Below are 23,563 nucleotides of genomic sequence, written 5' to 3' on the forward strand. Positions count from 1 at the left end.
CCTATTTTATCCTATAGAAACAGTTATTGCTCTTTGTTTTATTTTAAGCTCATTTATCTTTTTTAGTATTTTACTATTTAGAGTAGATATCTGCTGTTCCATTGGTTTAAACATTTCTATAATTTTAGTTATTGACTCTCTTGAAATATCTTGTTCCATGATTTTATCACGTAAAATATAATTGTCATTCAGTGTTTCTTCTGCATCAAAAGAAAATTCTTTCTTGCAATACTTATTTGGATCAAAGGGCAATACTTCTTTGAAACAACTTTGACTTATTATATGACTAACTTCATTTCCACAACATAATGTGTTGTACACATATTCATAAAAATCTTCATCACTTTTAAATTTGTTTTTCCCTGATAAAAGCATATCGTTATACATTGAAATAAAATTAAAACATGCTTTATGCAAATCTTCGAGCCATTTAATCTTACACTCTGTCCTATATAAACTTATTGATTTTATTGTTGTAATAAGACAGATAATCACACCTGTTAGTAATCCTGCAAATATATTTGCAAAAATTGAAGATAAAAAGCTATTTGTTTCTCTGTATACAAAAGACAATCCAAACATTATTAAAGCCAATAATACAACTATAAATAAAATCCATACGTGAGGTAATGCCATATAAATTTTAATTTTTTTACTAACCCTCTTAAGATTTAACTTCATTTTAATTACTTCACTTTCTAAGACATGATAATGTCTTAAATATGGATGTTAAAAACATCAATCTATCAGTTAATTATTGCAAATAATTTCAGAGTCAATAATTTTATCTTTAAGCCCTGCATTTATTATATAATCTCTGATATAAGCTTTTTCCTCATTCTTTGCATGCGGATTTATAATTATATTATTTATAAAATTATTAGGATTAATTGACACTTCTAATCCCATTTTTTTATTATTTTGATACGTAATAGCACGAATTTCTTTTTCGGCTTCATATTCCTTTTTCTTATAAACATAGAATATTCTTTCCCTAAATAATCCATTTTCTCCTCTTGAGAAGAAAAACGGTGGTACTATCATATCTTTATTCACTTTTTCGTAATCTATATAATTTACTCTATGTACCACAGCATCAAACGAACTTGTACATTCCATTAATTTTTTTACATTGCTTATAATACACACTCCATTATTATCTCTATGTCCATTTTCATCATTCTGACATCCATATGCAAGCCACATTGGCTCAGATTCTCTTTCAAATTCAAACCAACAACTAATATATGCAGAAAAAACCTTTCTTTTACATTCCTTTATAATCTTATAACTTTCTTCGTTTTCTTTATCCCAATTTATAAAAAATCGCGGCGGAATTTCTCCTTCATATGCATCCATAAAACTCTCAGCTTTTGCCATCCACAAATATTTATCTTCTACTAACTTTTTAAATTTCTCAAAACCCATATATCTGGCAATAATTTGTGAAGGGTTAGGTGTAAAACTATTATTTATTTCTTTCATCGTTTTCTCATCATAAAGGTAAGCCATAATTATTTATCCTCCATTTAAGTTAATCAAAATTTATTCAAAAATCAATGTCAGAAACATCAATCTCTCCGGACATCAGACTCGGAAGAATAATATTTCTTAAAGTAACTAATTTTGCGTTCTCAACACAGTTATTATGAATTGCATCAAGCAATGATGTACCGATTTCGGGAGTATGAGCCGCAGAAGCGATTTTCCCCCATCGGGCGTTTTCCGGTACAAAAAAGATGTTTTCTTCCGCATAAGCGTCTCTGTCGTCCTCGAAACCGTCACCCTCAGCCACAAGCTCCTGATATCTTTTCTCAAAAGCACTGGATATATAACGCAGGAAAATAATTCCTACAATAACCTTTCTGTATTCAGCAGCAGGGATATGCTCCAAAACACGCAGGCAGCATCCCATATTTGTTTTTCAAAACCAATGTTGGCATTGTTTACTTTAGCCATTTTTATTCCTCCGAATTATTCATTAATCTATCTAAATTATAATGATTTTTTAAAAATTTGCAACAATATGTGAAAATATGTTTTGATTTTATCTTTAAATAACCTGCATTGAAAACATTATCTAATTATGATACAATATTTTTATATATAAAATTGACTATCAATTTAAGCAGATAATCTATATATAGAAACTAATCTTAACTCTTTGGATATTCTCAATTATTGCAAAATTATCTGTAACCACTATCAAGTTTCTGATGATGTTTATTTCATGCTGAATAGAACAAAATAAGTAATTATATCAAAGAAAATATATGTAATACTTATGGTGATTTTTCAGCTAATTAAAATTGTATAATCTATCAATATGTTATAGAACTTAAATTCAAATAATATCTAATCTTAAGTTAGTAAATATAATATTATATTTACTATTCAAAAACATCATTTGTAATCATATATTCCCTAGCTCTATCTATGATATCTTTAAAGATATTCTCCATCTCATTACTAGGAAATCTTTCTATAACATCTTCATATATTTCGCTGAAAAATACAGCCTTATCATCATCTATATTATTTAGATAAAAAAGCGCATCTTGCTCATTATCACCAAGGGCATCTCTCAATGGAAACCAGAAAAGTTTCTCTTTTTGTGGATCTTGAGGATGCGCTTTTCTTCTTTTTTCTATTATTTCTAATATCTTTTGTTCATTTACCATTTAATACCTCATATAGCTTATTTGTAAAACAAATTTATCAACTCTCATGTATTTTAAAATAAACTGCGAAACTCTATACACTGCATCTAAGAAACTGATTCCAATAGAACACTTGAGTCAGTTCAATCTTAAAGTCTTAAGTTCTCATTTATCTACAGAAATTACTGCTAATAGTGGAACAAATAAATTCGTAACATATAGTACGTATATGATATTTTAAATTTTAATTATCAACATCAACTACACAACTTTTATGAATATCAGATATTATATTTCTGCATTTAACCTGTAGATTTTCAAGCATTTTATACGTTTCTGATTTATTGATACGCATATTTCTAATTTCGGAAATATGCGTATCAATTTGGTCGACACGCATAACATAATTTTCTTTCAAAAATTTTTCCAATGCATTATTAAAATATTTTTCAACTTCGTTAGCAGCATTCGCAAAACTACCACGGAGTTCTTCACGATTTTTTCTCATTTCTTGTTGAATTTTATCTTTATCTATGTCTTCTTTTATTTGCATTCCTAATGAAAACACTACACCACATACTCCAACCACTTTACCAAATACATTTATTCCTCTAGCCCACTTAACTGCTTCCCAAGGTTTAAAACTATGTCCAAAAAAATGTCCAATATCCAAAACTTTTTGATGTATATTACTCCCAGAGAAAATTTGTAACCCACTTGCAGAAGATTTTGTTCCAATTGTATTGGCGATTATCTTTTTGCCAGTATAAAATATGGTATCAGATTTCAAGAAATGTTCTATCGTTGGATTTCCTTTTTTCAACTTATTTTCCAATCTAAATTCCAGATCCTTAGAAAAATCAGATTTATAAAACTGATCCAGTTGCATTATACAATCATCTGCTAATTCTTCTATTCTGTGAGTCACGTTGTCAATACATGTATCCGTTATTTTATCAACTTCTTTATATGCATTATCAATCGCTTCTTTAGCATCATTCTCGTCCTCAAAATCATAAATAGAATTCGCTATTTTGCGTCCCTTTTCACGTATTTTTGATGCTGCTTCTTGAACTATACGTTTAACCTCTGTTTCTATTCTGAACTGCGAATTTAATAATATATGTCGTTCTTGTAACAGATGCTCTTCAAGTGCATCAATATCACTATCTCCAGTGGAAGATTGATATTCAACCATAGCATTTTGAAGTACCTCAAAAACTTGATAAAGTACAGTGGTCATTTTCAAAGGGATAGCCTTATCGCTGATAAATTTATTCAATGTTTTTATAAGAGAATCATAATTACTACGATTTCTTAATTCTTCTGCGATCTCTTCATCATCTTCTGAAAGACTATCAAGATATGATTCCACATCAATAAAAACAGTTCGTAACTGTGCCGGTGTATATGGCGTAGTTACTTTTTCTAAATCTTTAAGCTTAATTTCTTGATTTTCAACAGTATTACCAATGTCAGCCATCTTATTAACAATTAAAATCATTTCAGCAGCTTTATCTTTTTCGAGCAGTAATTTTCGGAAGTTCGCTCCGATAAAATCATCAAACAATTCATGTGTCACAACATAAACAAGCATATCAGAATTAGCTATTTCCTGATATGAAATAGCGTCGTGATCAGGATGAAGTGTGGTATGAATGCCAGGAGTATCAACCACTTTGATTCCGTTCCAATCATATTCATGCGCCTCTTGAGTAGTTATTCCTTCACCTATTGCAATATTCTGAATTCCTGTCAACGCTTTTAAAATACTAGACTTACCAGCACTATACTGTCCGGCAAAAACAATGCTTACGGGTTTATCACCTTCAAATACATCTTTGGGCACATTGCTCGTATCATATCCAATTTTATCTAGAAACTCACGAATATTTTCAAGTAAATCTTTACTTTTTTCTATAAATACCGAAATTGACACTGAATCTTTTATTTTCATATATATTTCTCCTTACTTAATTTCTCCTTACTTCATAATTAAAAGCTCTGTAATTTGTTGAGCCATTCGCACACGATTTTTTGTACTTGCATCGACACTGTCTATCTTAGGAATGTGTGCTATTCTAGGAACACTATCTATATACTGGATATAAATCTCATCTCTATCACATCCACGTCCAATAGCTTGCAATAACATTGATTTTAAATTATCTTTTTTAAATACATACCAGATTTTTTCTTTCATAAGAGAATACAACTTTTTAGAAGCATCATCAGGAAAATGTTTACCATCCTCAAGAATAATCATCATTGCATATCCAGGTATTCTTGCAATATTGAAAATATTACACACCGCTTCTGAATATCCCAAATATACCAACGCTTCTTTGACTACAGACATGTTAATCATTTGAAGCTTTTTGTTAAGTTCAATAGCAAAGTTCTGCTGCACATTAGATAATACAAAAATCGAGCTAATAACATTATTTATAGTTTTCTTCATTGGATATAATTGTTTTTTCAATAATTCATTATATAAAACATTAAGCATATTTTTTTCCAATCTAATAATCATTTTATCAATGTAATTTGAAAGCTTTTTCTCCAATTTCTGACGAGCATCGTGAATTTTTTCTTCTCTGCTACTAAACAAGATTGACCCTAGCCATCCAAACAAACCAATTCCAGCACCAATCCAACCGATTGGTCCAGAAAGAAATAGACCAGCTATCATCAAACCTCCACTTACTAATGTCGTAGCCCAATTCCATATTCGTTTTCCATCAATAATTACATCCATATTAATTGAAGCATCTGAAAACACCTCATGCGAAAGCTTAATTTCATTGTTTACTTCTCGACTTATTTCTTGCAGTTCTTTTTCACACTCCTTCCCAAGCTGTTTTAGTAGTTTTTCTGCACGTTTTTCAATATGTTTTTTTCCCAAAATTTGATTCCATTCGTCGCTTGCATTTTGATTGTCATAGTTATCTTCTGAGAATGAAGCAATTTCACGTTTTAATTCATCTGATAATGAAGATAGGAACGCTTTAATACGCTTTTTCCCATCAACCTCAAAATCTTCAGTCCATTTATTAATTTTTTTTCGTTTTTCAATAAGAATAGATCCCTGTTTACTGTTTTGCGCACTCTGGTTAAATAAAGTTTCTAAAACATTAACAAGGGGCACAACAACAATATCTGTATACGCTTTCAGTTTATAAAAACTTCCATTTGTACATATTTCATTTACAATCAATCTTTCAACATAACTAAAACGGGATAATTTATACAATTTATCTTTGTTATCTATAAATTCCTCCTGCTGTGAAAGAAAGGCAGATTTTAAATGAACATAAGCAAAATTAATTGTACGCCAATTTTGTCCATACTGTTTTCCAAAATCAATAAATTGATTCTTAATATTATCCAACTTCTCTTTTTCAAATTTTTTATTTAGATCACGCTCAAATATCTTAAAATTTGTTGAATGGCTAATATCTGCTTTAACATTAATAATGCAAATTACCGGTTTTCCCAGTTCAAATACTTTTTTCAAACATTCCGCTTCGCAAGCTTGTGGTCCATCATTCGTTATCAAAAAGAGAATTAAATCGCTCTTTTTTGCAGCCTCAAATGCTATATCCTCATCTTCTTTTCCTTCAAAAGCAGCAATTCCAGGAACATCAGTAATATGCAAACCTCTATACATATATGTTCTAATATCTCTGGTTGTACGCTGTGCCCCTCTACCAATAGATTCTCCATTCCCATGTGTCAAAATTTCCATTAACGTAGATTTTCCAGCCATTGTTTTTCCAAAAAGTGTAATTGTAAATGTTGTCTTGGATAGTGCATTGATATTTTCTACTAGACCCTCTGGTAACTTTTTAATATCACTACTAATTGTAGATAACTGTGTTATTAAACTTTCATTAGTTTTATTATCACTAAAATTGCTCTTTTTAATGTTATCTATTTCTTTATTTAAAATTTCTGATACATTCCAAACAGTATTTCTAAGTAGTGATACCGCATCTTTTGCGAGCCTACTTCCGAGTTCCGCATAATCCTCACACTTTTTCAATACATCGTCTAATTTTTCAGTGGATTTTATTTCTTCTTGTAAACTCATGGGTATTCTCCTGTACATATATTTTACATCTTTTACAAAAAGATTTTAGATTCTTTATTTTAACCATGATACATTATCCAAATCACGCAACAAAAGTTAATTTCATTTTGTTTTTATTAATTCTACTTTTAAAACTAAAATCCTTTATAGTATTATAATAGTTTGCCATTTATTTTCTATGCGCTTTATTTTGGTGTGACATTTTAGGTTTATTATAAAACATATATCTCTCAAAATCAACTTAATATATAATAATAATTAAACATATTGTAATTTTTTATCGAAACAATCACTAAAAATAACGTGAGTTGTGCGTCAATACGTAAATAATCTATATTCATTGCAAATTCTTACTTTACCAAATAGAATTTTAGCGCCTATAAAATTTACCCACTCTTAAAATTAAAAATTTATAATGAAAACTAAAGTGAAAGATTGACCAATTAATTTAATTATATATAATTAATATTACCAGGACATCGTGAATTTAAATAAAATTTGCACCAAGCGCTCTAATTTGCACCAGATTAGTATAAATCGCAACGTGTAAGTATCAATTTGAGGCTTTATTTCAATTCTTTCTGCCATTTGGCATTGTATTTTGTTATGACTCTTTACAAGCCCTTTTGTTTTCTCTTCTGTAAATCGAATCTTTTCCCGATTTCCTGAGGTGTCAGTTGCTATCTTTAAATTCAAGTATTTTTTGTAATCTTTAATGTGTCTATAACTTCTGTGCATAAAAATTCCTCCTATGGTAGTTTCTTTTATTCTACCATAGGAGGTCCTTTTTTCTATTGTCCGTTTTTACTGAACCTGTTCATAAAATCTGATTAAAACATTTATTTTGTTGTTCTCTTATAGATTTTCTGAATCAGGTGGTTCTTTGAATAACTTAATATCAGCTATTTTTGTAGTACTTTCATTTTTATGTACCCAATGATCTGACGAAACTATATCGCTTATATTTTCTGAGTCAGTAGGAAATAAAAAACATTTACCATCATGAATTATAGACGAAAAGAATACGCTCCCGTCATCTCTATAAAAAACAGGATCTTCCGGATTTTTAAAGCCCAAACCACATATTAGTTCAAATATACTGTCAGCAATTTCTAAAAGCAAGTCTTTTAATTCTTGACAAACTCTGAAATATTTAACGTCAGATTGATACTCTAAATTTTTATAGTAATGTCTATAAACATATTTAATATTTTCAGGTCTTGGAATTTGAAATTTTTCTAATTCTTTTTTAAAAGAAATCTCTGAATTTACAATTCTAAATGATAGAACTGTACAATATTTACAACAGATATTGATTAAATTGCTATAGTCCTGACCCTTAATATCGTAATCTTCTGTTCCAGTAATATCTGTATCCCAAAAAACAAATTCATTCATAAACTCAATCATCCTACTCGAAATTTGTAAACTAAATATAAAAACGCTAATATTTATTGTCAAAAATAAATTTATTCACATGATATAGCGTATAGTTTTCATAAGTTATAAAATTATTAAAATGTATCACGCTTTAATAGTTCTACTGCATTTTTATATAGATTGTCATGATGTATCAGATGAATACCTAAATTTTTTGCCTTTTCGCGGGCAGTGCGATATGTTTTATCACTAAAATCTGATCGCAGACCACATACCACTACATAATGAAAGCGTGTACTGTCATATTTTTGAAGTTCAGAAGGCATAGTTTCGTCGCCTTTAACACTCATAAGATCTTCTGATAATTCATTAAAATTGCCCTCTATCCAAGCCTTCCAATCTTCAACTTGAAATATACCTTTTCTGATAGCTTCACCGATGTGCCCATCTTTAAGTGTAATTCTCCCCTCAGGTTTCTCAAATTCAACAAGAACAAATTCATAACCACCAGAACCTTTTCCGATAATCATATAGTCAGCTCGATATTTGCTTCCGAGACAAAATTCTTTAAATAGGTAGCATTCATGATGGCCAAAAGGGAATCTATCCATTAGTATCCCACAAACGATATGATATGCCGGAGTGTGATTTATATAATTAAGCACATCTCTTTCTAACGCTCCCTCCTTATGAATTAAATCATAAAACTTAGAATTTATGGCTTCAAGATCGCTGGTATTCTTTTCATCTTGTAGGACAACTAAATTATTTGGAAACAACGATAGGTTATGTCTTACTGCCATAGATAGTTTAGAATATAAACTTATTTTGGTAATATCTATGGTTTCCTGAGATTTGATATAATCAGATTTCTCTTTTTTCTCAGCGCTTGACAACTCAAAAAAATCTTTTTTGTATAATTTGCTTGGCTTCATGCAAAACCTCCAAATCAATATATTCAAAATATATGGTTATAAAATATAATAAAATACAAAAGTCGCATTTTATAAAAATTATTAAAATTATTCCATTTATATTTTATATTCTTTTTTATAAAAGCATTTTATCAGTAATAATTTAAAGAGTGGAGCTGCTAAATTTTACCACACAACACTACTGTTTTTTATAATAAATATTATAATAGCTTAAATTATTAAATGCAAGTAGCTAAATGATTTTTATAAAATATCACGCAGTAAATTACAAACAAAACTAATTTAAACATAAAACACCATTTATCAAGGAGATTTGCACCAAGCACGCCGATTTGCACCAGATTAGTATAAATCGTTACAGTGAGTATAAAACTTTTATTGGTATAACCATATTTTATGACTCTAATCAGAAAGACTGCATTATTTTGGCAAAATAAATCGTTACGCGTAAGTATCAATTTTTGGCTTTATTACTGGATTTTTGGACAACAAAAATGCACCCAATGCATAATGCTGTAAGAATTATGCATTGGGTGCGGATTTGGTGGAGATGAGGAGAGTCGAACTCCTGTCCGAAAATCTCGCCTCACGGCTTTCTCCGAGCGCAGTTATTGTTTTGGGATTCCCCCATTATGACTCCCAACAACAGGATTCATAAGTCGGTAGTTTCTATTGTGTGACCAAAGCCGAAACACTCTTTGATTCACATTTACCACTAATCGACGCCCTTACCTCAGCCGTGGTACTCCGAGGAAGAACGAGCTGCATTAAGCAGCTAAAGCAACTTTATTGTTGTTAGTTATTTTTAAGTTACGGATTTTATAGCGGTTCCGCACCGCTGCTCGCTTACCATGGCTTGAAATCCCCGTCGAAACCTTTACATCCCCTAATAGATTTATCTGGTTTTTACAAACCTTGTATTTAAAGCTGCTTTCTTTGGAAAAGTATTATATCACTATTCCTATTACTTTTCAAGAGATATTTGTCATTTTCTGCTTTCTTTCATAGCTCTGTCGATATCTCTCTTGGCGCTTTTTGCCGCCATATCGGCTCTCTTATCATAGAGCTTTTTACCTCTGCACAGTCCTACCTGAACCTTTACTCTGCTTCCTTTAAAGTACAGGCTCAATGGTATGAGTGAATAGCCGGTTTGTTTTACCGTTCCGTAAAGCTTCATTATCTCTTTTTTATGCATTAAAAGTCTTCTTACCCTTACAGGGTCACGGTTAAAAATATTTCCGTGTTCATATGGACTTATATGCATACCATTTACAAAAATCTCGCCCTCCACTATAGAGCACCAGCTATCTTTCAGGTTTACCTTTCCGGCTCTCAGAGATTTTACCTCTGTTCCGCAAAGCTCTATTCCCGCTTCATAGCTTTCATCTACAAAGTAGTCGTGGTAGGCTTTTTTATTTTGAGCTATTGTTTTAAGTGACTCTTTCATTACAGTTCACTCCTGCCCTCTATTGCTCTGAGCAATGTTTCTTCGTCGGCGTACTCAAGATCTCCGCCTACAGGTATTCCATAGGCAAGTCTGGTGACTTTTACACCCAATGGCTTTAAAAGTCTTGAAATATACATGGCGGTTGTTTCCCCCTCAACTGTGGGATTTGTTGCCATTATTACCTCTTTTACATTGCCGTTATTTATACGTGCCAGCAGTTCTTTTATGCACAGTCTATCGGGAGTTATGCCCTCAAGAGGAGAGATTACTCCGTGAAGCACATGGTAGGTTCCGTTAAACTCCCTTGTGTTCTCTATCGCCATGGCGTCCCTTGACTCTTCCACAACGCAGATAACTTCTTTATCCCTTTTAGGGTCGCTGCATATGGAACACTTTTCTTTATCTGTAAAATTACAGCAAACCGTGCAGTACTTTATTTTGTCGTGGGCGTCGGTTATCGCCTTGGCAAAATCCGACGCCTCGTTTTGACTCATATTAAGCACATAATAGGCAAGCCTCTGAGCTGTCTTTATGCCTATTCCCGGCAATTTTTCAAACTGCTCCACAAGCCTGTCCAAAGGTGCTACATTATAACTTCCCATGTTATCAGAACAAGCCCGGCAAGCTAAATCCACCGGAAAGCTCTGTCATTGTGTCTTCCTTATCCTTCTGAGCAGCTCTCAGTGCTTCGTTTACTGCAGCTGTGATAAGGTCGGAAAGCATCTCAACATCCTCCGGGTCAACAACTTCCGGCTTAATGTCCATTGATTTGATTTCCATTTTACCTGTAACTGTTACGCTTACAGCATTTCCGCCTGCTGTTGCGGAATATTCTTTTTCATTGAGCACGTTTGATGCTTCGTCCATCTGCTCCTGCATTTTCTGTGCCTGCTTTGCAATCTGCTGAAGGTTTGTTCCTCCGTTGGAACCGTATCCCTTTGGTAATCTTGCTTTCATAAGTATGTCCTCCAATTTAATAAATATTTATTCAAAAGTTTTATTTGCTAAATCAATTATTCTTCCGTCACTTCGATACCCAAACTCTTAAAGTTTTCTGTGAGCTTTTCCATTGGGTCTTCCTTTTCCTCACGGATTTTCTTTTCAGGTGGTCTGTATGGTCCCAGGCTGTAGGTTGCACCGGTGATTTCCAAAACAGCTTCCCTGATTTTTTCCCTTTGTGACGACTGTTTTAAAAGCTGGAAAGGAATATCTGACGGAGAGTCTATCAATATATATCTGCCGCTGACATATGCTTTTGTTCCGTCAAAAGCGGCTGAAATGGTTTTTGAATATTTCCTGAGATTCTCCACTACTTCTTTCCAGTTTGGGAATGGCTTTGCATTTCGGTAAATCTCATCTACATCAACCGCTCCCCTTTTTCTTTGAGGTTCTCTCGAAGAATTTTGAGGGTCTTCTGTCTGATTGGAAACAGTATTCTCTAAACTATCTGTGTCCTTAAACTCAGCAGTGTTTTCTGATGTTTCAGCCTTATTGGAAGTTTCTCCGTTTTTATTCAGATTGTCATCTTTTTGAACTGTCAAAGTTCCGCTTGAAATCATGTTCATAAGGCGGTTTACGGTTCGCTCCAAAGCTCCGATTCTGCTTAAAACCGCATCCTCTGTCACATCAAGCTGAGGAGAACAAAGTTTAACTACAGCAGTTTCCATTTCTGTTCTGCTGTCTGCTCCCCTGTTCATTCTCTCGAAAGCCGAACCCAAAACATCCATAATATGGACGATTTCCGAAAGGCTTATTCTCTCCGCATGGGACTTCAAAACCTCAAGTTCATCTCTTCCCACAACAAGAATATCATCCGGGTTCTTTACGCTTTTTAAAAGCATAAGATTTCGGAAATGCTCGGTAAGCTCTTCGCAAAGTCTTGCCATGTCCTTTGACTCACCGTAGAGCTTTGCAATAAGCTCTAAAGCTTCTCCGCAGTTTTTATTTATGCAGGATGACGCCATGTCGTACACATAGCCCCTTCCCGAAAGGCCTGCCGCTTCTCTGACAACCGAAAGTGTTATTTCCCCGCCGCTCAAACCTATGCATCTATCTGTCAAAGACAGCGCATCTCTCAATGCTCCGTCGGCTATTGCCGCTATAAGCAAAGCCGCATCGTCGGTTATTGAACAGCCCTCCTGTTCAACCACATATTTCAGTCTGTCCTTTATTACATGAGGATTTATTCTGTGAAAATCAAACCTCTGGCAGCGTGAAATTATAGTAGCAGGAAGCTTGTGAACCTCTGTGGTAGCTAAGATAAATATAACGTGTGAGGGCGGCTCTTCCAAGGTTTTAAGCAAAGCATTAAAAGCTTCTTGGGTGAGCATATGCACCTCGTCGATTATATACACTTTATATTTGCCCTTTGCCGGAGTGAAAACTGCACCGTCTATGACGCTTCTGATATCGTCAATTCTTCTGTTGCTGGCGGCGTCCATTTCCACAATGTCCTGAAAGCTTCCGTCCTCTGCCGCAATACAGTTTTCACACTTGCCGCAGGGGTTTCCGTTTTCCGGAGAAAGACAATTCACAGCCTTTGCCAAAATTTTGGCGCAGGTGGTTTTACCGGTACCACGGGAGCCTGTAAACAGATATGCGTGGTTTATTCTTCCGGATTTCAGTTCGTTTACAAGGGTAGTTGTTATATGCTCCTGACCTGAAACATCATCAAATGTTTTTGGTCTCCATTTTCTGTACAGAACCTGATACAATCAACTCACCCCCGAAATAAAAGTAAAATGCAAGCCTTTGCGAAACATTTATCCTTTTGGGGATCTCCTGCTCGCCGTCGCATAAATAAGTGAACGACAGACTTACTGTATCGCATCAAGTGCACTGCTTAATGCTGCTCAGTTCCCTGCCTGACATGGTTCACAGGCCTCAATCGTACAGGGCCTGCCGCTCACTTATCCATGCGAAAACTCATAGACTTGCATTCCGCTGTGTAGTATACCATGAATTAACCAAAAAATCAAGAGTGTTTTTGAGATTTTTTACAAAAAGTATTTTAAGACGTTTTATCACAGATTAAAATTATAAATAAAACAACATCTTATATCCACAAATTCTTTATTTCATGCTATTATATAGATAAACTTTATATAAGCAGTGAAATAAAATGAAAAATATTCTTGAAACCATAACTAAATATCGACTTGAGCGTGGATGGACGGAATATCAGCTTGCAGAACACTCCGGACTTCCTCAATCTACCATTTCTTCCCAGTACAGAAAGGACATGGTTCCCTCTGTCCCCTCTTTGGAAAAAATATGCAATGCTTTCGGAATAACTCTTTCTCACCTTTTTGCCGAGGACGACGCTCCTGTAACCCTTACCCACTCCCAAAAAATTCTTCTGGAAAAATGGTCAAAGCTTAACAAGGAACAGCAGGACATTCTTTTTGAACTGATTGATAAAATGCATTGCTGATAAAAATTTAACAGCAACAAATTGTACTTAAAAAACTCCTAATTATCCATATTCCAGAATTTGTATTTTTATCCTTTTTTCAAACTCAAATAAATCACGATTTTTTATTTTTAACAGCCGAAAGGCTGTTTTTTCTTTTTTAAATCAAAAATTTTTATTTCAAATCCTGCATATAATTTAAGATGTTAATTCATTGACAACTTTATTACCGGGCTTGAGTGGGTGTATGACTGAGTATATTTTCCTATTCAATCAAAATTATGCAGGAATAGGAATTTAAAAATTCAAAATCAGTTATTAGTGTATAAAATTTCACTCATGAGATTAAATTTTTGTGGACTTTTGAATAAATATATGTTATTATGTAGTTGTATGCATAAGAACAGATAAAATTATTTATCGTTTAAAGAGAATATTGATGTTGCATAATTATTTTATTGCTAAGGAGGAAATAACAGATGCAAAAGAAAATAAGCAGTATTCCTTTTAACGGAACTGCCGAGCAGGAAGCCAAGCTTAAAGAGATTATCGCAAAACACAAAGATGATCCAGGTGCAGTAATGCCCGTTTTGCAGGAAGCACAGGAAGTTTACGGCTATCTGCCAATAGAAGTTCAGAAGATGATTGCTGAGGGTCTTTCAGTTCCTCTGGAAGAGGTTTACGGAGTATCTACTTTCTATTCACAGTTTTCACTTACACCAAAGGGACAGTACAACATCTCTGTCTGTCTTGGAACAGCCTGCTATGTTAAGGGCGCAGGAAAGATTATTGAAAGAATTTCCGAGATTTTGGGAATAGGTGCTGAGGAATGTACCGCAGACGGAAGATTTTCTCTTACAGCCTGCCGCTGCATAGGCGCATGCGGTTTGGCTCCTGTAATGACTGTAAACGACGATGTTTACGGACGTCTTGAGGTTGAGGATATCGACGGAATACTTGCAAAGTACATGGCATAAGGGCATAAAGTATGAGGGAGCTTTCTTTAAATGTAATGGACATTGCTCAAAACTCCGTAAGAGCGAAAGCCTCTGTTATTAAAATAGAAATTACAGAGAATACGGAACAGAGCACTTTGGAAATAAAAATTACCGACGACGGCTGCGGTATGTCCGAAGAACAGGTAAAAAGCGTTATTGACCCGTTTTTTACCACGAGAACCACCAGGAAGGTAGGACTTGGTATCCCTCTCTTTAAAATGGCGGCAGAACAGACGGGCGGATACCTTGACATTAAGTCACAATTAGGAAAAGGAACTGTTGTAACCGCTAAATTTATTTCATCCCACATGGATATGACTCCTCTCGGAGATATAAATTCAACAATTTCAATTTTAATCCGCTGTAATCCCGACACAAACATTGTATTTACTCATTCGGTTGACGACAAAACCTTTACTCTCGACACCAGAGAGCTTAAAGAGGTGCTTGGTGATGTTCCTCTGGACACGCCGGAGGTCATGCAGTGGATTGATGATTACTTAAAAGAACAAACAGAAATACTTTACGGAGGTGCGTTATAAATGAAATCTTTAGCCGAATTACAGGCAATCAGAGATAGAGCAAAGGCACAGCTTAATATGCGTCAGGACAATCCGGACGCTATCAGAGTTCTTGTTGGTATGGCAACATGCGGAATAGCAGCAGGAGCAAGACCTGTGCTTAACGCTTTCACAGAAGAAATAGCAAAAAGAGGTCTTACAAACGTAACAGTTACACAGACAGGTTGTATCGGTATTTGCCAGTTTGAGCCGGTTGTAGAAATTGAAGTTCCGGGCGAGGACAAGGTTACATATGTAAAGATGACACCTGAAAAGGTAGCAAAGGTTGTTAATGACCATATTGTAAATAAAAACGTAGTTACCGAATACACAATCGGTGCAAACTCATAACAGGGAGGAAAACATATGTATCGTTCTAACGTGCTTGTATGCGGCGGTACCGGTTGTACCTCCTCAAACAGCGAACTTATAATTGAAAAGCTCAAGGAAGAGATTGCGGCAAAAGGTCTTGAAAAGGAAGTTAATGTTATCAGAACCGGCTGCTTCGGTCTTTGTGCTTTGGGTCCAATCATGATTGTATATCCGGAAGGCAGCTTCTACAGCATGGTAAAGGTTGAGGATATTCCGGAAATTGTTGAAGAGCATCTTCTCAAAGGCCGTATTGTTAAAAGACTTCTCTATCAGGAGACAGTTGAACAGGATACAATCAAGAGCCTTAACCACACACCTTTCTATGAGAAACAGAAGAGAGTTGCTCTGAGAAACTGCGGCGTTATCAATCCTGAGAAAATCGACGAGTACATAGCTATGGACGGTTATGCAGCTCTCGGTAAGGTTTTGACAGAGATGACACCACAGCAGGTTATCGATGAAATCAAGGCTTCCGGTCTCAGAGGAAGAGGCGGCGGCGGCTTCCCAACCGGTCTTAAATGGAGCTTTGCAGCTGCAAACGAAGCTGACCAGAAATATGTAGGCTGTAACGCCGACGAAGGCGACCCGGGCGCATTTATGGACAGATCTGTTCTCGAGGGCGACCCGCACAGCGTTTTGGAAGCAATGGCTATTGCAGGTTACGCAATCGGCGCTTCCAAGGGTTATATCTATGTAAGAGCTGAATATCCTATCGCTGTTCACAGACTTCAGATAGCTATTGACCAGGCTCACGAGTACGGACTTTTGGGCGACAACATTTTCGGAACTGATTTCTCCTTTGACATCCAGTTAAGACTCGGCGCCGGCGCATTCGTATGCGGTGAGGAAACTGCATTGCTCACATCTATCGAGGGCAAGCGTGGCGAGCCTCGTCCACGTCCTCCATTCCCTGCTGTTAAGGGTCTTTACGGCAAGCCTACAATCCTCAACAACGTTGAGACATACGCTAATATCTGCCAGATTATCTTAAACGGCGCACAGTGGTTCAAGGATATGGGAACCGAAAAGAGCGCAGGTACAAAGGTATTCGCTTTGGGCGGAAAAATCAAGCATACAGGTCTTGTTGAAGTTGAAATGGGAACAACTCTCCGTGAAATCGTTGAAGAAATCGGCGGCGGTGTTCCCGGCGGCAGAAAGTTCAAGGCAGCTCAGACAGGCGGTCCTTCCGGCGGATGTATCCCTGCTTCCCACCTTGATGTTCCGATTGATTACGACAACCTTATCGCTATCGGCTCAATGATGGGTTCCGGCGGACTTATCGTTATGGACGACACAACATGTATGGTTGATATTGCAAAATTCTTCCTTGAGTTTACAGTTGACGAGTCCTGCGGTAAATGTACTCCTTGCCGTATCGGTACAAAGAGACTTTTGGAAATGCTTGACAAAATCACAATAGGTCAGGGTACTCCTGAACTTATTGACGAGATGGAAAAGCTCTGCTATTACATTAAAGAGAATTCACTTTGCGGACTTGGTCAGACAGCTCCTAACCCTGTTCTTTCCACACTTCATTTCTTCCGTGACGAATATATGGCTCACGTTGTAGATAAGAAATGTCCTGCTCACGTATGTAAGAAGCTTCTCCAGTACAAGATTATTGAGGATAAGTGCCGTGGATGTACAGCTTGTTCAAGAGTATGTCCTGTTGGCGCAATTCAGGGCAGCGTGAAACAGCCTCACGTTATTGATCCTAACAAGTGTATCAAGTGCGGCGCTTGTATGGAAAAATGTAAGTTTGACGCAATTATAAAGGAATAAGAGAAAGGAGATAATTTAAAATGGAAATGATTAACATTAAAATTAACGGTATGCCTTTCTCTGTTGAGAAGAACACTACAATTTTGGAGGCATGTAAGCAGTTCGGAATTAAAATTCCTACTCTCTGCTTCCTTAAAGATATAAACGAAATCGGCGCATGCCGTATGTGCGTATGCGAGGTAAAGGGAGCCCGTTCTCTTGTTGCCGCTTGTGTTTACCCAATCGACAGAGAGGGAACCGAAATCTTTACTAATACAAAGAAAGTTCAGGAGTCAAGAAAAACAACCCTTGAGCTTATACTTTCCAACCACGACAGAAAGTGCCTTTCCTGCCCACGTTCAGGCTCCTGCGAGCTTCAGGAAATGTGCGCTGACTTCGGGATAGACAACGAAAACCGTTTTGAGGGTGCTCGTCCTCACTACGAGAACGACGAAAGCACACTTTATCTTGTAAGAAACAACAACAAGTGTGTGCTTTGCCGCAGATGCGTTGCCGCTTGTAAAGAGCAGTTTGTAGGCGTTATCGGCGCTAACAACAGAGGTTTTGACACAGAAATCGGCTGTGCATTCGAGCAGAAGCTCGCTGATGTTGCCTGTGTTTCCTGCGGTCAGTGTACTGCTGTATGTCCTACAGGCGCATTGGTTGAAAAGGACGACACAGACAAGGTATTCGACGCTATCAACGATCCGGATAAGATTGTTATTGTACATACGGCTCCTGCTATCAGAGCAACTTTGGGCGAGTGCTTCGGTATGCCAATCGGCTCAAACGTAAAGGGCAAAATGGTAACAGCTCTCAAGCGTCTCGGCTTTGACAAGGTATTCGATACAGACTTCGGTGCAGACCTTACAATTATGGAGGAAGCTAACGAGTTTATCGGACGTGTTAAAAACGGAGGCGTGCTTCCTATGATTACATCCTGCTCACCGGGCTGGATTAAGTTCTGCGAGCATTATTATCCGGACCTCCTCCCCAACCTCTCAAGCTGCAAGTCACCTCAGCAGATGACAGGCGCAATAATCAAGAGCTACTACGCTGAAAAGGAAAACATCGACCCTGACAACATTGTTGTTGTATCTGTTATGCCTTGTACAGCTAAGAAGTTTGAAATTAAGAGAGATGACCAGGGCAGAAACGGTCTTGCTGACATTGATATTTCTATCACCACAAGAGAGCTTGCAAAGATGATTAAATCCGCAGGTATTCAGTTTACAGAGCTTCCTGACAGTGAATTTGACCCAACTTTGGGCGTTACTACAGGTGCTGCTGCAATCTTCGGCGCAACAGGCGGCGTTATGGAAGCTGCTTTGAGAACTGCCGCTGATACTCTCACCGGAGAGGATTTGAAAGAAATCGAATATCCGGATGTTAGAGGTACAAAGGGCATCAAAGAGGCTGAATACGATGTTGCAGGACTTAAGGTTAAGGTTGCAGTTGCTTCCGGTCTTAAAAATGCAGCTGAAATTCTTGATAAGGTTCGTTCCGGCGAGGCAGATTATCAGTTTATCGAAATCATGTGCTGCCCGGGCGGATGTGTAAACGGCGGCGGCCAGCCGATTCAGCCTGCACAGGTTCGCAACTTTACAGACCTTAAAGCTCTCCGTGCAAAGGCTCTCTATGATGAGGATAAGAACCTTCCATTGAGAAAATCCCACGAAAGCCCTGTTGTTAAGAAGCTTTACGAGGAATATCTTGGAGAACCTGGCAGCCATAAGGCTCACGAGCTTCTCCACACAACTTACGTTGCACGTAAGAAATATTGATAATTATTTATTACTATAAAATTTAAAGGGTGCGGAAATCCGCACCCTTATTTTTATAATAAACTTATCCCCCGGCTTATAAACAGCCGAGGGATATTTTATTTACACATAATATTCCTTCATATCGTCAAGTCTTATGCAGGCAAGTCTGCGGTTTTCTATCATTGAGTGGCCGCATCCGCAGTCTATTCCTATTACGCCTTTTCCGTGAAAAATTCTCAAATGGTCGTTCTTATCCACGTCCATATACATAATGGTTGGAGTGTGTCCGAAAATAATAGTTCCCAAATTCAATTCTGTGTAATCCTCTTCCTTTTCCACTCTCTCCCATATTCTGGTGCGATGGTCGTCAGAGGGACATCCGTGTACAAGATAAAATCTTTTTCCCCCCACCGTTATTTCCATATAGTCGGGAAGGTCATTTATATAATCAAGAATTTTTTCTCTCTGTTCCTTTTCAAGGCGGATGAACTGTCTGAATGTATTTTCTCCCCCGTTCCACTGCCAAATATGAAGAATTCTTTTTTCATGGATAGGGTCAAGGCCAAGACTCATCATCTCTTCATGGTTGCCCTCAAGCAGAGTGATGTTGGGCGTTTCCATTATTTTAATCAAAAGCTTTATAGGCTCTTTGCCCCTGTCAACCACATCTCCGATTACATACATTGTATCTTCCTCGGAGAAACTTATTTTCTCCAAAAGCTTGTCAAATCTCTCTAAATCTCCGTGTATGTCAGAAACACAATAAACGCTCACAGCTATCACCCTTTCATTTTTTCTTGATTTAATTATATATCAGGAAAAAATAGGTGTCAATGAATTAACATAAATTATACAAACTCCATAATTTCCTCAAGAGAAAACTTATCCTGCAAGGCGCAGTTTATTCCCATCGCCAATAGCTTTGCCCCTCTGGAACACAAAAGGTCTATTTCTCCCGGGGTTACCACCATTTTATTTCCTTTTGGAGTGACCTCTCTTGCTATCTGTGAAGCCTGCATCTCTGTTTCAGCATTTAATATATCTATGGCAAGAGTGGCGGCGTCCACAACAGTTGGTATTCCTATTGCCACAACAGGAACTCCCAGTGTTTCATAATTTATTGCGGCTCGTGAGTTTCCCACCCCCGCCCCCGGAGATATTCCAGTGTCGGTAATCTGTATTGTACATCCCAAACGTGAAAGGCTCTTTGACGCCAAGGCGTCTATAGTGATAACCGCTGTGGGCTTAATTCTCTTTACAATACTTGAAATCATCTCTGCTGTTTCTATTCCCGTTTCCCCTGTTACTCCGGTTTTCACAACAGCTACCGGCCTTAATTTGTCTAAGCCCGTGCTTCTGGCAATCTCTCCCGAAATATGCCGTGTAGCCAAAATCTTTTCCGCCGCCAAAGGCCCGAGAGCGTCAGGGGTTATTCTCTTATTTCCTAAACCCACCACCAAAATAAGTCCGTTTACAGGAAGCAGATTTTTTATTATCTTTCCTATCTCCGGAACTCTTTTATCAGTGTGTTTTATATTATCAGAAAGGGACGGAAGTTCAACCGTCACATATGTTCCTCGGCTTTTGTTTAAAAGTCGTGCCGCTCCCTCCCCTGTTATTTTTGTAAATGTTATCTTCATATCTCCCTTTGTTTCTTCTCTTTGCTCAACTCCTGAAAGCTCATCGCCTGCAAGCTCCTTTGCTTCTATGGCTAAATCCGTTCTCATCTGCATTTCAATCACCTTTTCTATACTGATATATTTCTATTATCTTGATTTTTGTTTAAGGTATGCATTTAATTAACCCACAATTTACCTTTATCAGATTAAAAACTTAATATTTAATATTCTATAATTAAAATTAGGCAGGTGATTATATGAAAAACAGATTTTTTTCAATAGGTAAAGTAATGTTGAAAATTACAGGTTTAATGGTTTTCATGGTGCTTCTTTGTCAAAATATATCGGCTCAGGAAGCTGACTTGATTATGTATGAACCAACCGAAACCCAAATTGAAACACATTCCTCATCAACAACGGAGTCTTTGCCATCCTCTCCCCAAACCGGAGAAAACAACTGCACTATTATCCCCGGTATTACCGCAATATGCGCCGCTGCGGCAGGAGTATCGGCTTTTATCATCGGTAAAAAAAGAAAAGCAAATTAACAGATTTTTTACCGTTCTATGATGATGAGTTAAAAAGAAAAGTCTTATAATAATGGTGCAGACGGAAAAAATCGAGGAGAGTATCATGAAAAGAAAAATTATCGCAGCTATGCTTGCTGTTGCCATGATTGGTTCAGTTATGGCTGCACAGGTAAGCGCAGAAAACACAACTTCGGCTCAGTCCGATATCACAATGTACCAGCCCTATGATCCGGTATACACTGTAACAATACCTCAGACTATAGAGATTGATACTAAAGAAATCACAAATGTTCCAGTTACCGCAAGCGACGTACAGCACATTCCTGAGGGAAAGAAAATTTCCGTAACACTCACAAAGGGCAGCGGTACATACGGACGCCTTTATCTTGAAGCTGAAAATCCTGACGGCGGAAAAAATTATTTGATGACATTGATGATCAAAGGTACAGGCGACGAGTTTGAAAGCGGCGCTCTTGAGAAGCAGATAAAAGGCATGGAGCTTGCTTCTTTCACAGAGGACGGTACAGCAAACTTCCAGATGTATCCTTGTGCATTCGACTATCCGGGTTCAACAAACCAGAACCTCTCAATCCAGAAAGGTGTTGAATACAAAGGTTCTATGACATTCGGTGTCGAGCTTAAAGATATCTAATTTAATTCATTATTTAAATCATTCCGTTCTGTATTTATTTAACTATAAAGAAGGCTGAGAAGCTTTGTGCTTTTCAGCCTTCCAAAAAGACTTATTTAAAGGATGATTTTATTCCCATGGAAAACAAACGAATTGATAAATCTAAGATTATCATCGGTGTTTTGATTTTAGCTGTATTCATTATGGCTATGGTTGTTGTTTATCTCACCTGTTTTAACGGAAGTCAACAGCAGGATGTAAGCAACAATAAAGGTCTTTCCTTGGCTGATAATGCCGAAGATTGGGACAAAACACTGGAAGACTTAGGAAACGAAACAACTGGCATAAAAATTCCCGGATATGGTGAAATTACCATTCCCCAAAACGCAGAAAGCGCAAACATCACTCTTGTAAATCCCGAGGGCAATCCCTGTTATTTTGAATATACCCTTAAAGTAGGCGACAGCGTACTTTACAAATCAGATTTAATCGAACCGGGAAAGGCTATAAAAGAAATCTCTTTAGAAAATGTCCCCAACCCCGGCACATATGATTTAATTCTGCAAATAAATACATATTCTTTAGACGAAAATCTCTCCCCTATGAACGGGGCAGAAGTAAAAACAACTTTGGTAGTTACCTGAAACAAGGAGGAAATATAGATGTTTAAAAAAGTTTTAACTACAGTAATGTGCTGTGCAGTTCTTCTCAGCGCCGCTTCAATTTCTTTTTCAGCCGATGAGCAGAGCATAAGCTGCACTCTTACAGCAGAACCAACCTACACAGTTACAATCCCTGCTTCAGTTACAATGGGAAATGAAGGAACAACCGTTGATGTTGTTGCCGAGGATATTGAAAATCTCCCTGAGGGCAAAAAGATTTCCGTAACAATTGCCGGAACAGATGCTTATAATGATCAGATGGTTCTCGAATGTGACACTACCAGCCCACGTACATCTATCAGATATCAGATTATCAATGAAAAAGGTGAAACTATTGAAACTAACGCTTCTACAGGTGCTGTAGGTGTTGGTAAAGAGGTAGTTTCTTTCACTGAGGACGGTACAAAGCAGTATCAGATTCTCCCTGTTATCGCAGGCAGATATGAGTACGGTGTAGAATACAAGGGCAGCATTACTTTCGGAATCGCTGTTACCGACAACGCCTGATTACATAAACAAACTGACTACTGGATAAAATCACACAGGTAACTACTTTTTATATATATGATTTTGTTCTTTTCTCAAAAGTTTTGCATTGACAAAAAACGAAGCTTCGGTAATAACGTACCGAAGCTTCAGCTTGTCCAAAAACCCTGAATTTCTATCTGAAATTCAGGGTTTTTGCGTTTATCAAGCAACCAACACTTTGATAAAAAAGAAGGAGGAATTGGGGTTTA

At 36.8% G+C, this 23,563-nt stretch carries 24 protein-coding genes and 2 other RNA genes; 10 read left to right on the forward strand and 16 right to left on the reverse strand.

Features of this window, described 5'->3' with window-relative positions:
• Window positions 1-6: 6 nt before the first annotated feature.
• The 14 genes from B5F08_RS11770 to ffs all read right to left on the reverse strand — a co-directional run bounded on the left by B5F08_RS11770 (window position 7) and on the right by ffs (window position 13,419).
• The gene (locus B5F08_RS11770; protein WP_087379707.1) at window positions 7-681 is read right to left on the reverse strand and encodes a hypothetical protein; all 675 of its coding nucleotides are present in this window, start codon (window positions 679-681) and stop codon (window positions 7-9) included.
• Window positions 682-750: 69 nt separating this feature from the next.
• Window positions 751-1,512 (reverse strand): DUF2971 domain-containing protein, encoded by a 762-nt coding sequence (locus B5F08_RS11775; RefSeq protein WP_087379710.1) that lies wholly within the window; start codon window positions 1,510-1,512, stop codon window positions 751-753.
• A gap of 37 nt (window positions 1,513-1,549) precedes the next feature.
• Entirely contained in the window at window positions 1,550-1,915 is a 366-nt protein-coding gene (locus B5F08_RS11780; protein ID WP_442856079.1) for a type I restriction-modification system subunit M N-terminal domain-containing protein, read from the reverse strand.
• 475 nt (window positions 1,916-2,390) lie between these two features.
• Window positions 2,391-2,681 (reverse strand): hypothetical protein, encoded by a 291-nt coding sequence (locus B5F08_RS11785; RefSeq protein ID WP_087379713.1) that lies wholly within the window; start codon window positions 2,679-2,681, stop codon window positions 2,391-2,393.
• A 223-nt stretch (window positions 2,682-2,904) separates the two neighbouring features.
• Window positions 2,905-4,617: a GTPase domain-containing protein gene (locus B5F08_RS11790; protein ID WP_087379716.1), complete on the reverse strand. Its 1,713-nt coding sequence runs from the start codon at window positions 4,615-4,617 to the stop codon at window positions 2,905-2,907.
• Window positions 4,618-4,644: 27 nt separating this feature from the next.
• Window positions 4,645-6,753: a GTPase gene (locus B5F08_RS11795; protein WP_087379719.1), complete on the reverse strand. Its 2,109-nt coding sequence runs from the start codon at window positions 6,751-6,753 to the stop codon at window positions 4,645-4,647.
• An 855-nt stretch (window positions 6,754-7,608) separates the two neighbouring features.
• On the reverse strand, window positions 7,609-8,151 hold the full coding sequence (locus B5F08_RS11805; protein WP_087379724.1) for a hypothetical protein: 543 nt from the start codon (window positions 8,149-8,151) through the stop codon (window positions 7,609-7,611).
• A gap of 116 nt (window positions 8,152-8,267) precedes the next feature.
• Complete coding sequence (locus B5F08_RS11810; RefSeq protein WP_087379727.1) at window positions 8,268-9,068, reverse strand: Shedu anti-phage system protein SduA domain-containing protein; 801 nt, start codon at window positions 9,066-9,068, stop codon at window positions 8,268-8,270.
• 542 nt (window positions 9,069-9,610) lie between these two features.
• Window positions 9,611-9,955, reverse strand: a transfer-messenger RNA (tmRNA) gene (gene ssrA, locus B5F08_RS11815).
• 98 nt (window positions 9,956-10,053) lie between these two features.
• Window positions 10,054-10,515, reverse strand: a complete 462-nt coding sequence (gene smpB / locus B5F08_RS11820) for an SsrA-binding protein SmpB (RefSeq protein WP_087379730.1) — start codon at window positions 10,513-10,515, stop codon at window positions 10,054-10,056.
• Window positions 10,515-11,117: a recombination mediator RecR gene (gene recR, locus B5F08_RS11825; RefSeq protein WP_087379733.1), complete on the reverse strand. Its 603-nt coding sequence runs from the start codon at window positions 11,115-11,117 to the stop codon at window positions 10,515-10,517. Before recR ends, smpB begins: the two co-directional genes overlap by 1 nt.
• Before the next feature lie 4 nt (window positions 11,118-11,121).
• A complete protein-coding gene (locus B5F08_RS11830) occupies window positions 11,122-11,472 on the reverse strand; it encodes a YbaB/EbfC family nucleoid-associated protein (protein ID WP_087379737.1) in 351 nt (116 codons plus the stop codon).
• A 56-nt stretch (window positions 11,473-11,528) separates the two neighbouring features.
• Entirely contained in the window at window positions 11,529-13,229 is a 1,701-nt protein-coding gene (dnaX, locus tag B5F08_RS11835; protein WP_087379740.1) for a DNA polymerase III subunit gamma/tau, read from the reverse strand.
• Between the two features lie 91 nt (window positions 13,230-13,320).
• An RNA gene (gene ffs, locus B5F08_RS11840) (signal recognition particle sRNA small type) lies at window positions 13,321-13,419 on the reverse strand.
• A gap of 217 nt (window positions 13,420-13,636) precedes the next feature.
• On the opposite strand from ffs, the gene B5F08_RS11845 reads away from it, so the two are divergent.
• From B5F08_RS11845 to B5F08_RS11870, 6 genes are all read left to right on the forward strand, one after another.
• The gene (locus B5F08_RS11845; protein ID WP_087379743.1) at window positions 13,637-13,948 is read left to right on the forward strand and encodes a helix-turn-helix domain-containing protein; all 312 of its coding nucleotides are present in this window, start codon (window positions 13,637-13,639) and stop codon (window positions 13,946-13,948) included.
• Between the two features lie 458 nt (window positions 13,949-14,406).
• Complete coding sequence (locus B5F08_RS11850) at window positions 14,407-14,904, forward strand: NADH-quinone oxidoreductase subunit NuoE family protein (protein ID WP_087379746.1); 498 nt, start codon at window positions 14,407-14,409, stop codon at window positions 14,902-14,904.
• Window positions 14,905-14,915: 11 nt separating this feature from the next.
• On the forward strand, window positions 14,916-15,467 hold the full coding sequence (locus B5F08_RS11855; RefSeq protein ID WP_087379749.1) for an ATP-binding protein: 552 nt from the start codon (window positions 14,916-14,918) through the stop codon (window positions 15,465-15,467).
• The gene (locus B5F08_RS11860; protein ID WP_087379752.1) at window positions 15,468-15,836 is read left to right on the forward strand and encodes a (2Fe-2S) ferredoxin domain-containing protein; all 369 of its coding nucleotides are present in this window, start codon (window positions 15,468-15,470) and stop codon (window positions 15,834-15,836) included.
• A 15-nt stretch (window positions 15,837-15,851) separates the two neighbouring features.
• Window positions 15,852-17,639 carry an NADH-quinone oxidoreductase subunit NuoF gene (gene nuoF, locus B5F08_RS11865; protein ID WP_087379755.1) on the forward strand — a complete coding sequence of 596 codons (1,788 nt, stop codon included), beginning with the start codon at window positions 15,852-15,854 and terminating at the stop codon, window positions 17,637-17,639.
• A gap of 20 nt (window positions 17,640-17,659) precedes the next feature.
• On the forward strand, window positions 17,660-19,402 hold the full coding sequence (locus B5F08_RS11870; RefSeq protein WP_087379758.1) for an NADH-dependent [FeFe] hydrogenase, group A6: 1,743 nt from the start codon (window positions 17,660-17,662) through the stop codon (window positions 19,400-19,402).
• A gap of 102 nt (window positions 19,403-19,504) precedes the next feature.
• On the opposite strand, the gene B5F08_RS11875 is transcribed toward B5F08_RS11870, so the two are convergent.
• Window positions 19,505-20,158: a metallophosphoesterase gene (locus B5F08_RS11875; protein ID WP_158096300.1), complete on the reverse strand. Its 654-nt coding sequence runs from the start codon at window positions 20,156-20,158 to the stop codon at window positions 19,505-19,507.
• A 74-nt stretch (window positions 20,159-20,232) separates the two neighbouring features.
• Window positions 20,233-21,117 (reverse strand): GPR endopeptidase, encoded by an 885-nt coding sequence (gene gpr, locus B5F08_RS11880; RefSeq protein ID WP_087379764.1) that lies wholly within the window; start codon window positions 21,115-21,117, stop codon window positions 20,233-20,235.
• A 143-nt stretch (window positions 21,118-21,260) separates the two neighbouring features.
• Between gpr and B5F08_RS11885 the strand changes: the two genes are divergently transcribed.
• From B5F08_RS11885 to B5F08_RS11900, 4 genes are all read left to right on the forward strand, one after another.
• Entirely contained in the window at window positions 21,261-21,551 is a 291-nt protein-coding gene (locus B5F08_RS11885) for a hypothetical protein (RefSeq protein WP_087379767.1), read from the forward strand.
• Window positions 21,552-21,636: 85 nt separating this feature from the next.
• Window positions 21,637-22,185, forward strand: a complete 549-nt coding sequence (locus B5F08_RS11890; RefSeq protein ID WP_087379770.1) for a hypothetical protein — start codon at window positions 21,637-21,639, stop codon at window positions 22,183-22,185.
• 116 nt (window positions 22,186-22,301) lie between these two features.
• A complete protein-coding gene (locus B5F08_RS11895) occupies window positions 22,302-22,808 on the forward strand; it encodes a hypothetical protein (protein ID WP_087379773.1) in 507 nt (168 codons plus the stop codon).
• An 18-nt stretch (window positions 22,809-22,826) separates the two neighbouring features.
• Window positions 22,827-23,333: a hypothetical protein gene (locus B5F08_RS11900; RefSeq protein WP_087379776.1), complete on the forward strand. Its 507-nt coding sequence runs from the start codon at window positions 22,827-22,829 to the stop codon at window positions 23,331-23,333.
• Window positions 23,334-23,563: the final 230 nt, after the last annotated feature.

Source organism: Anaeromassilibacillus sp. An172, assembly GCF_002160515.1.
Lineage (GTDB): Bacteria > Bacillota > Clostridia > Oscillospirales > Acutalibacteraceae > Limousia > Limousia pullorum.

Bases quoted from the DNA above. Each gene is read 5' to 3' on its own strand.
- B5F08_RS11770 (WP_087379707.1), bottom strand. From the start codon at position 681: ATGAAGTTAAATCTTAAGAGGGTTAGTAAAAAAATTAAAATTTATATG.
- B5F08_RS11775 (WP_087379710.1), bottom strand. From the start codon at position 1,512: ATGGCTTACCTTTATGATGAGAAAACGATGAAAGAAATAAATAATAGT.
- B5F08_RS11780 (WP_442856079.1), bottom strand. From the start codon at position 1,915: ATGGGATGCTGCCTGCGTGTTTTGGAGCATATCCCTGCTGCTGAATAC.
- B5F08_RS11785 (WP_087379713.1), bottom strand. From the start codon at position 2,681: ATGGTAAATGAACAAAAGATATTAGAAATAATAGAAAAAAGAAGAAAA.
- B5F08_RS11790 (WP_087379716.1), bottom strand. From the start codon at position 4,617: ATGAAAATAAAAGATTCAGTGTCAATTTCGGTATTTATAGAAAAAAGT.
- B5F08_RS11795 (WP_087379719.1), bottom strand. From the start codon at position 6,753: ATGAGTTTACAAGAAGAAATAAAATCCACTGAAAAATTAGACGATGTA.
- B5F08_RS11805 (WP_087379724.1), bottom strand. From the start codon at position 8,151: ATGAATGAATTTGTTTTTTGGGATACAGATATTACTGGAACAGAAGAT.
- B5F08_RS11810 (WP_087379727.1), bottom strand. From the start codon at position 9,068: ATGAAGCCAAGCAAATTATACAAAAAAGATTTTTTTGAGTTGTCAAGC.
- smpB (WP_087379730.1), bottom strand. From the start codon at position 10,515: ATGAAAGAGTCACTTAAAACAATAGCTCAAAATAAAAAAGCCTACCAC.
- recR (WP_087379733.1), bottom strand. From the start codon at position 11,117: ATGGGAAGTTATAATGTAGCACCTTTGGACAGGCTTGTGGAGCAGTTT.
- B5F08_RS11830 (WP_087379737.1), bottom strand. From the start codon at position 11,472: ATGAAAGCAAGATTACCAAAGGGATACGGTTCCAACGGAGGAACAAAC.
- B5F08_RS11845 (WP_087379743.1), top strand. From the start codon at position 13,637: ATGAAAAATATTCTTGAAACCATAACTAAATATCGACTTGAGCGTGGA.
- B5F08_RS11850 (WP_087379746.1), top strand. From the start codon at position 14,407: ATGCAAAAGAAAATAAGCAGTATTCCTTTTAACGGAACTGCCGAGCAG.
- B5F08_RS11855 (WP_087379749.1), top strand. From the start codon at position 14,916: ATGAGGGAGCTTTCTTTAAATGTAATGGACATTGCTCAAAACTCCGTA.
- B5F08_RS11860 (WP_087379752.1), top strand. From the start codon at position 15,468: ATGAAATCTTTAGCCGAATTACAGGCAATCAGAGATAGAGCAAAGGCA.
- nuoF (WP_087379755.1), top strand. From the start codon at position 15,852: ATGTATCGTTCTAACGTGCTTGTATGCGGCGGTACCGGTTGTACCTCC.
- B5F08_RS11870 (WP_087379758.1), top strand. From the start codon at position 17,660: ATGGAAATGATTAACATTAAAATTAACGGTATGCCTTTCTCTGTTGAG.
- gpr (WP_087379764.1), bottom strand. From the start codon at position 21,117: ATGCAGATGAGAACGGATTTAGCCATAGAAGCAAAGGAGCTTGCAGGC.
- B5F08_RS11885 (WP_087379767.1), top strand. From the start codon at position 21,261: ATGAAAAACAGATTTTTTTCAATAGGTAAAGTAATGTTGAAAATTACA.
- B5F08_RS11890 (WP_087379770.1), top strand. From the start codon at position 21,637: ATGAAAAGAAAAATTATCGCAGCTATGCTTGCTGTTGCCATGATTGGT.
- B5F08_RS11895 (WP_087379773.1), top strand. From the start codon at position 22,302: ATGGAAAACAAACGAATTGATAAATCTAAGATTATCATCGGTGTTTTG.
- B5F08_RS11900 (WP_087379776.1), top strand. From the start codon at position 22,827: ATGTTTAAAAAAGTTTTAACTACAGTAATGTGCTGTGCAGTTCTTCTC.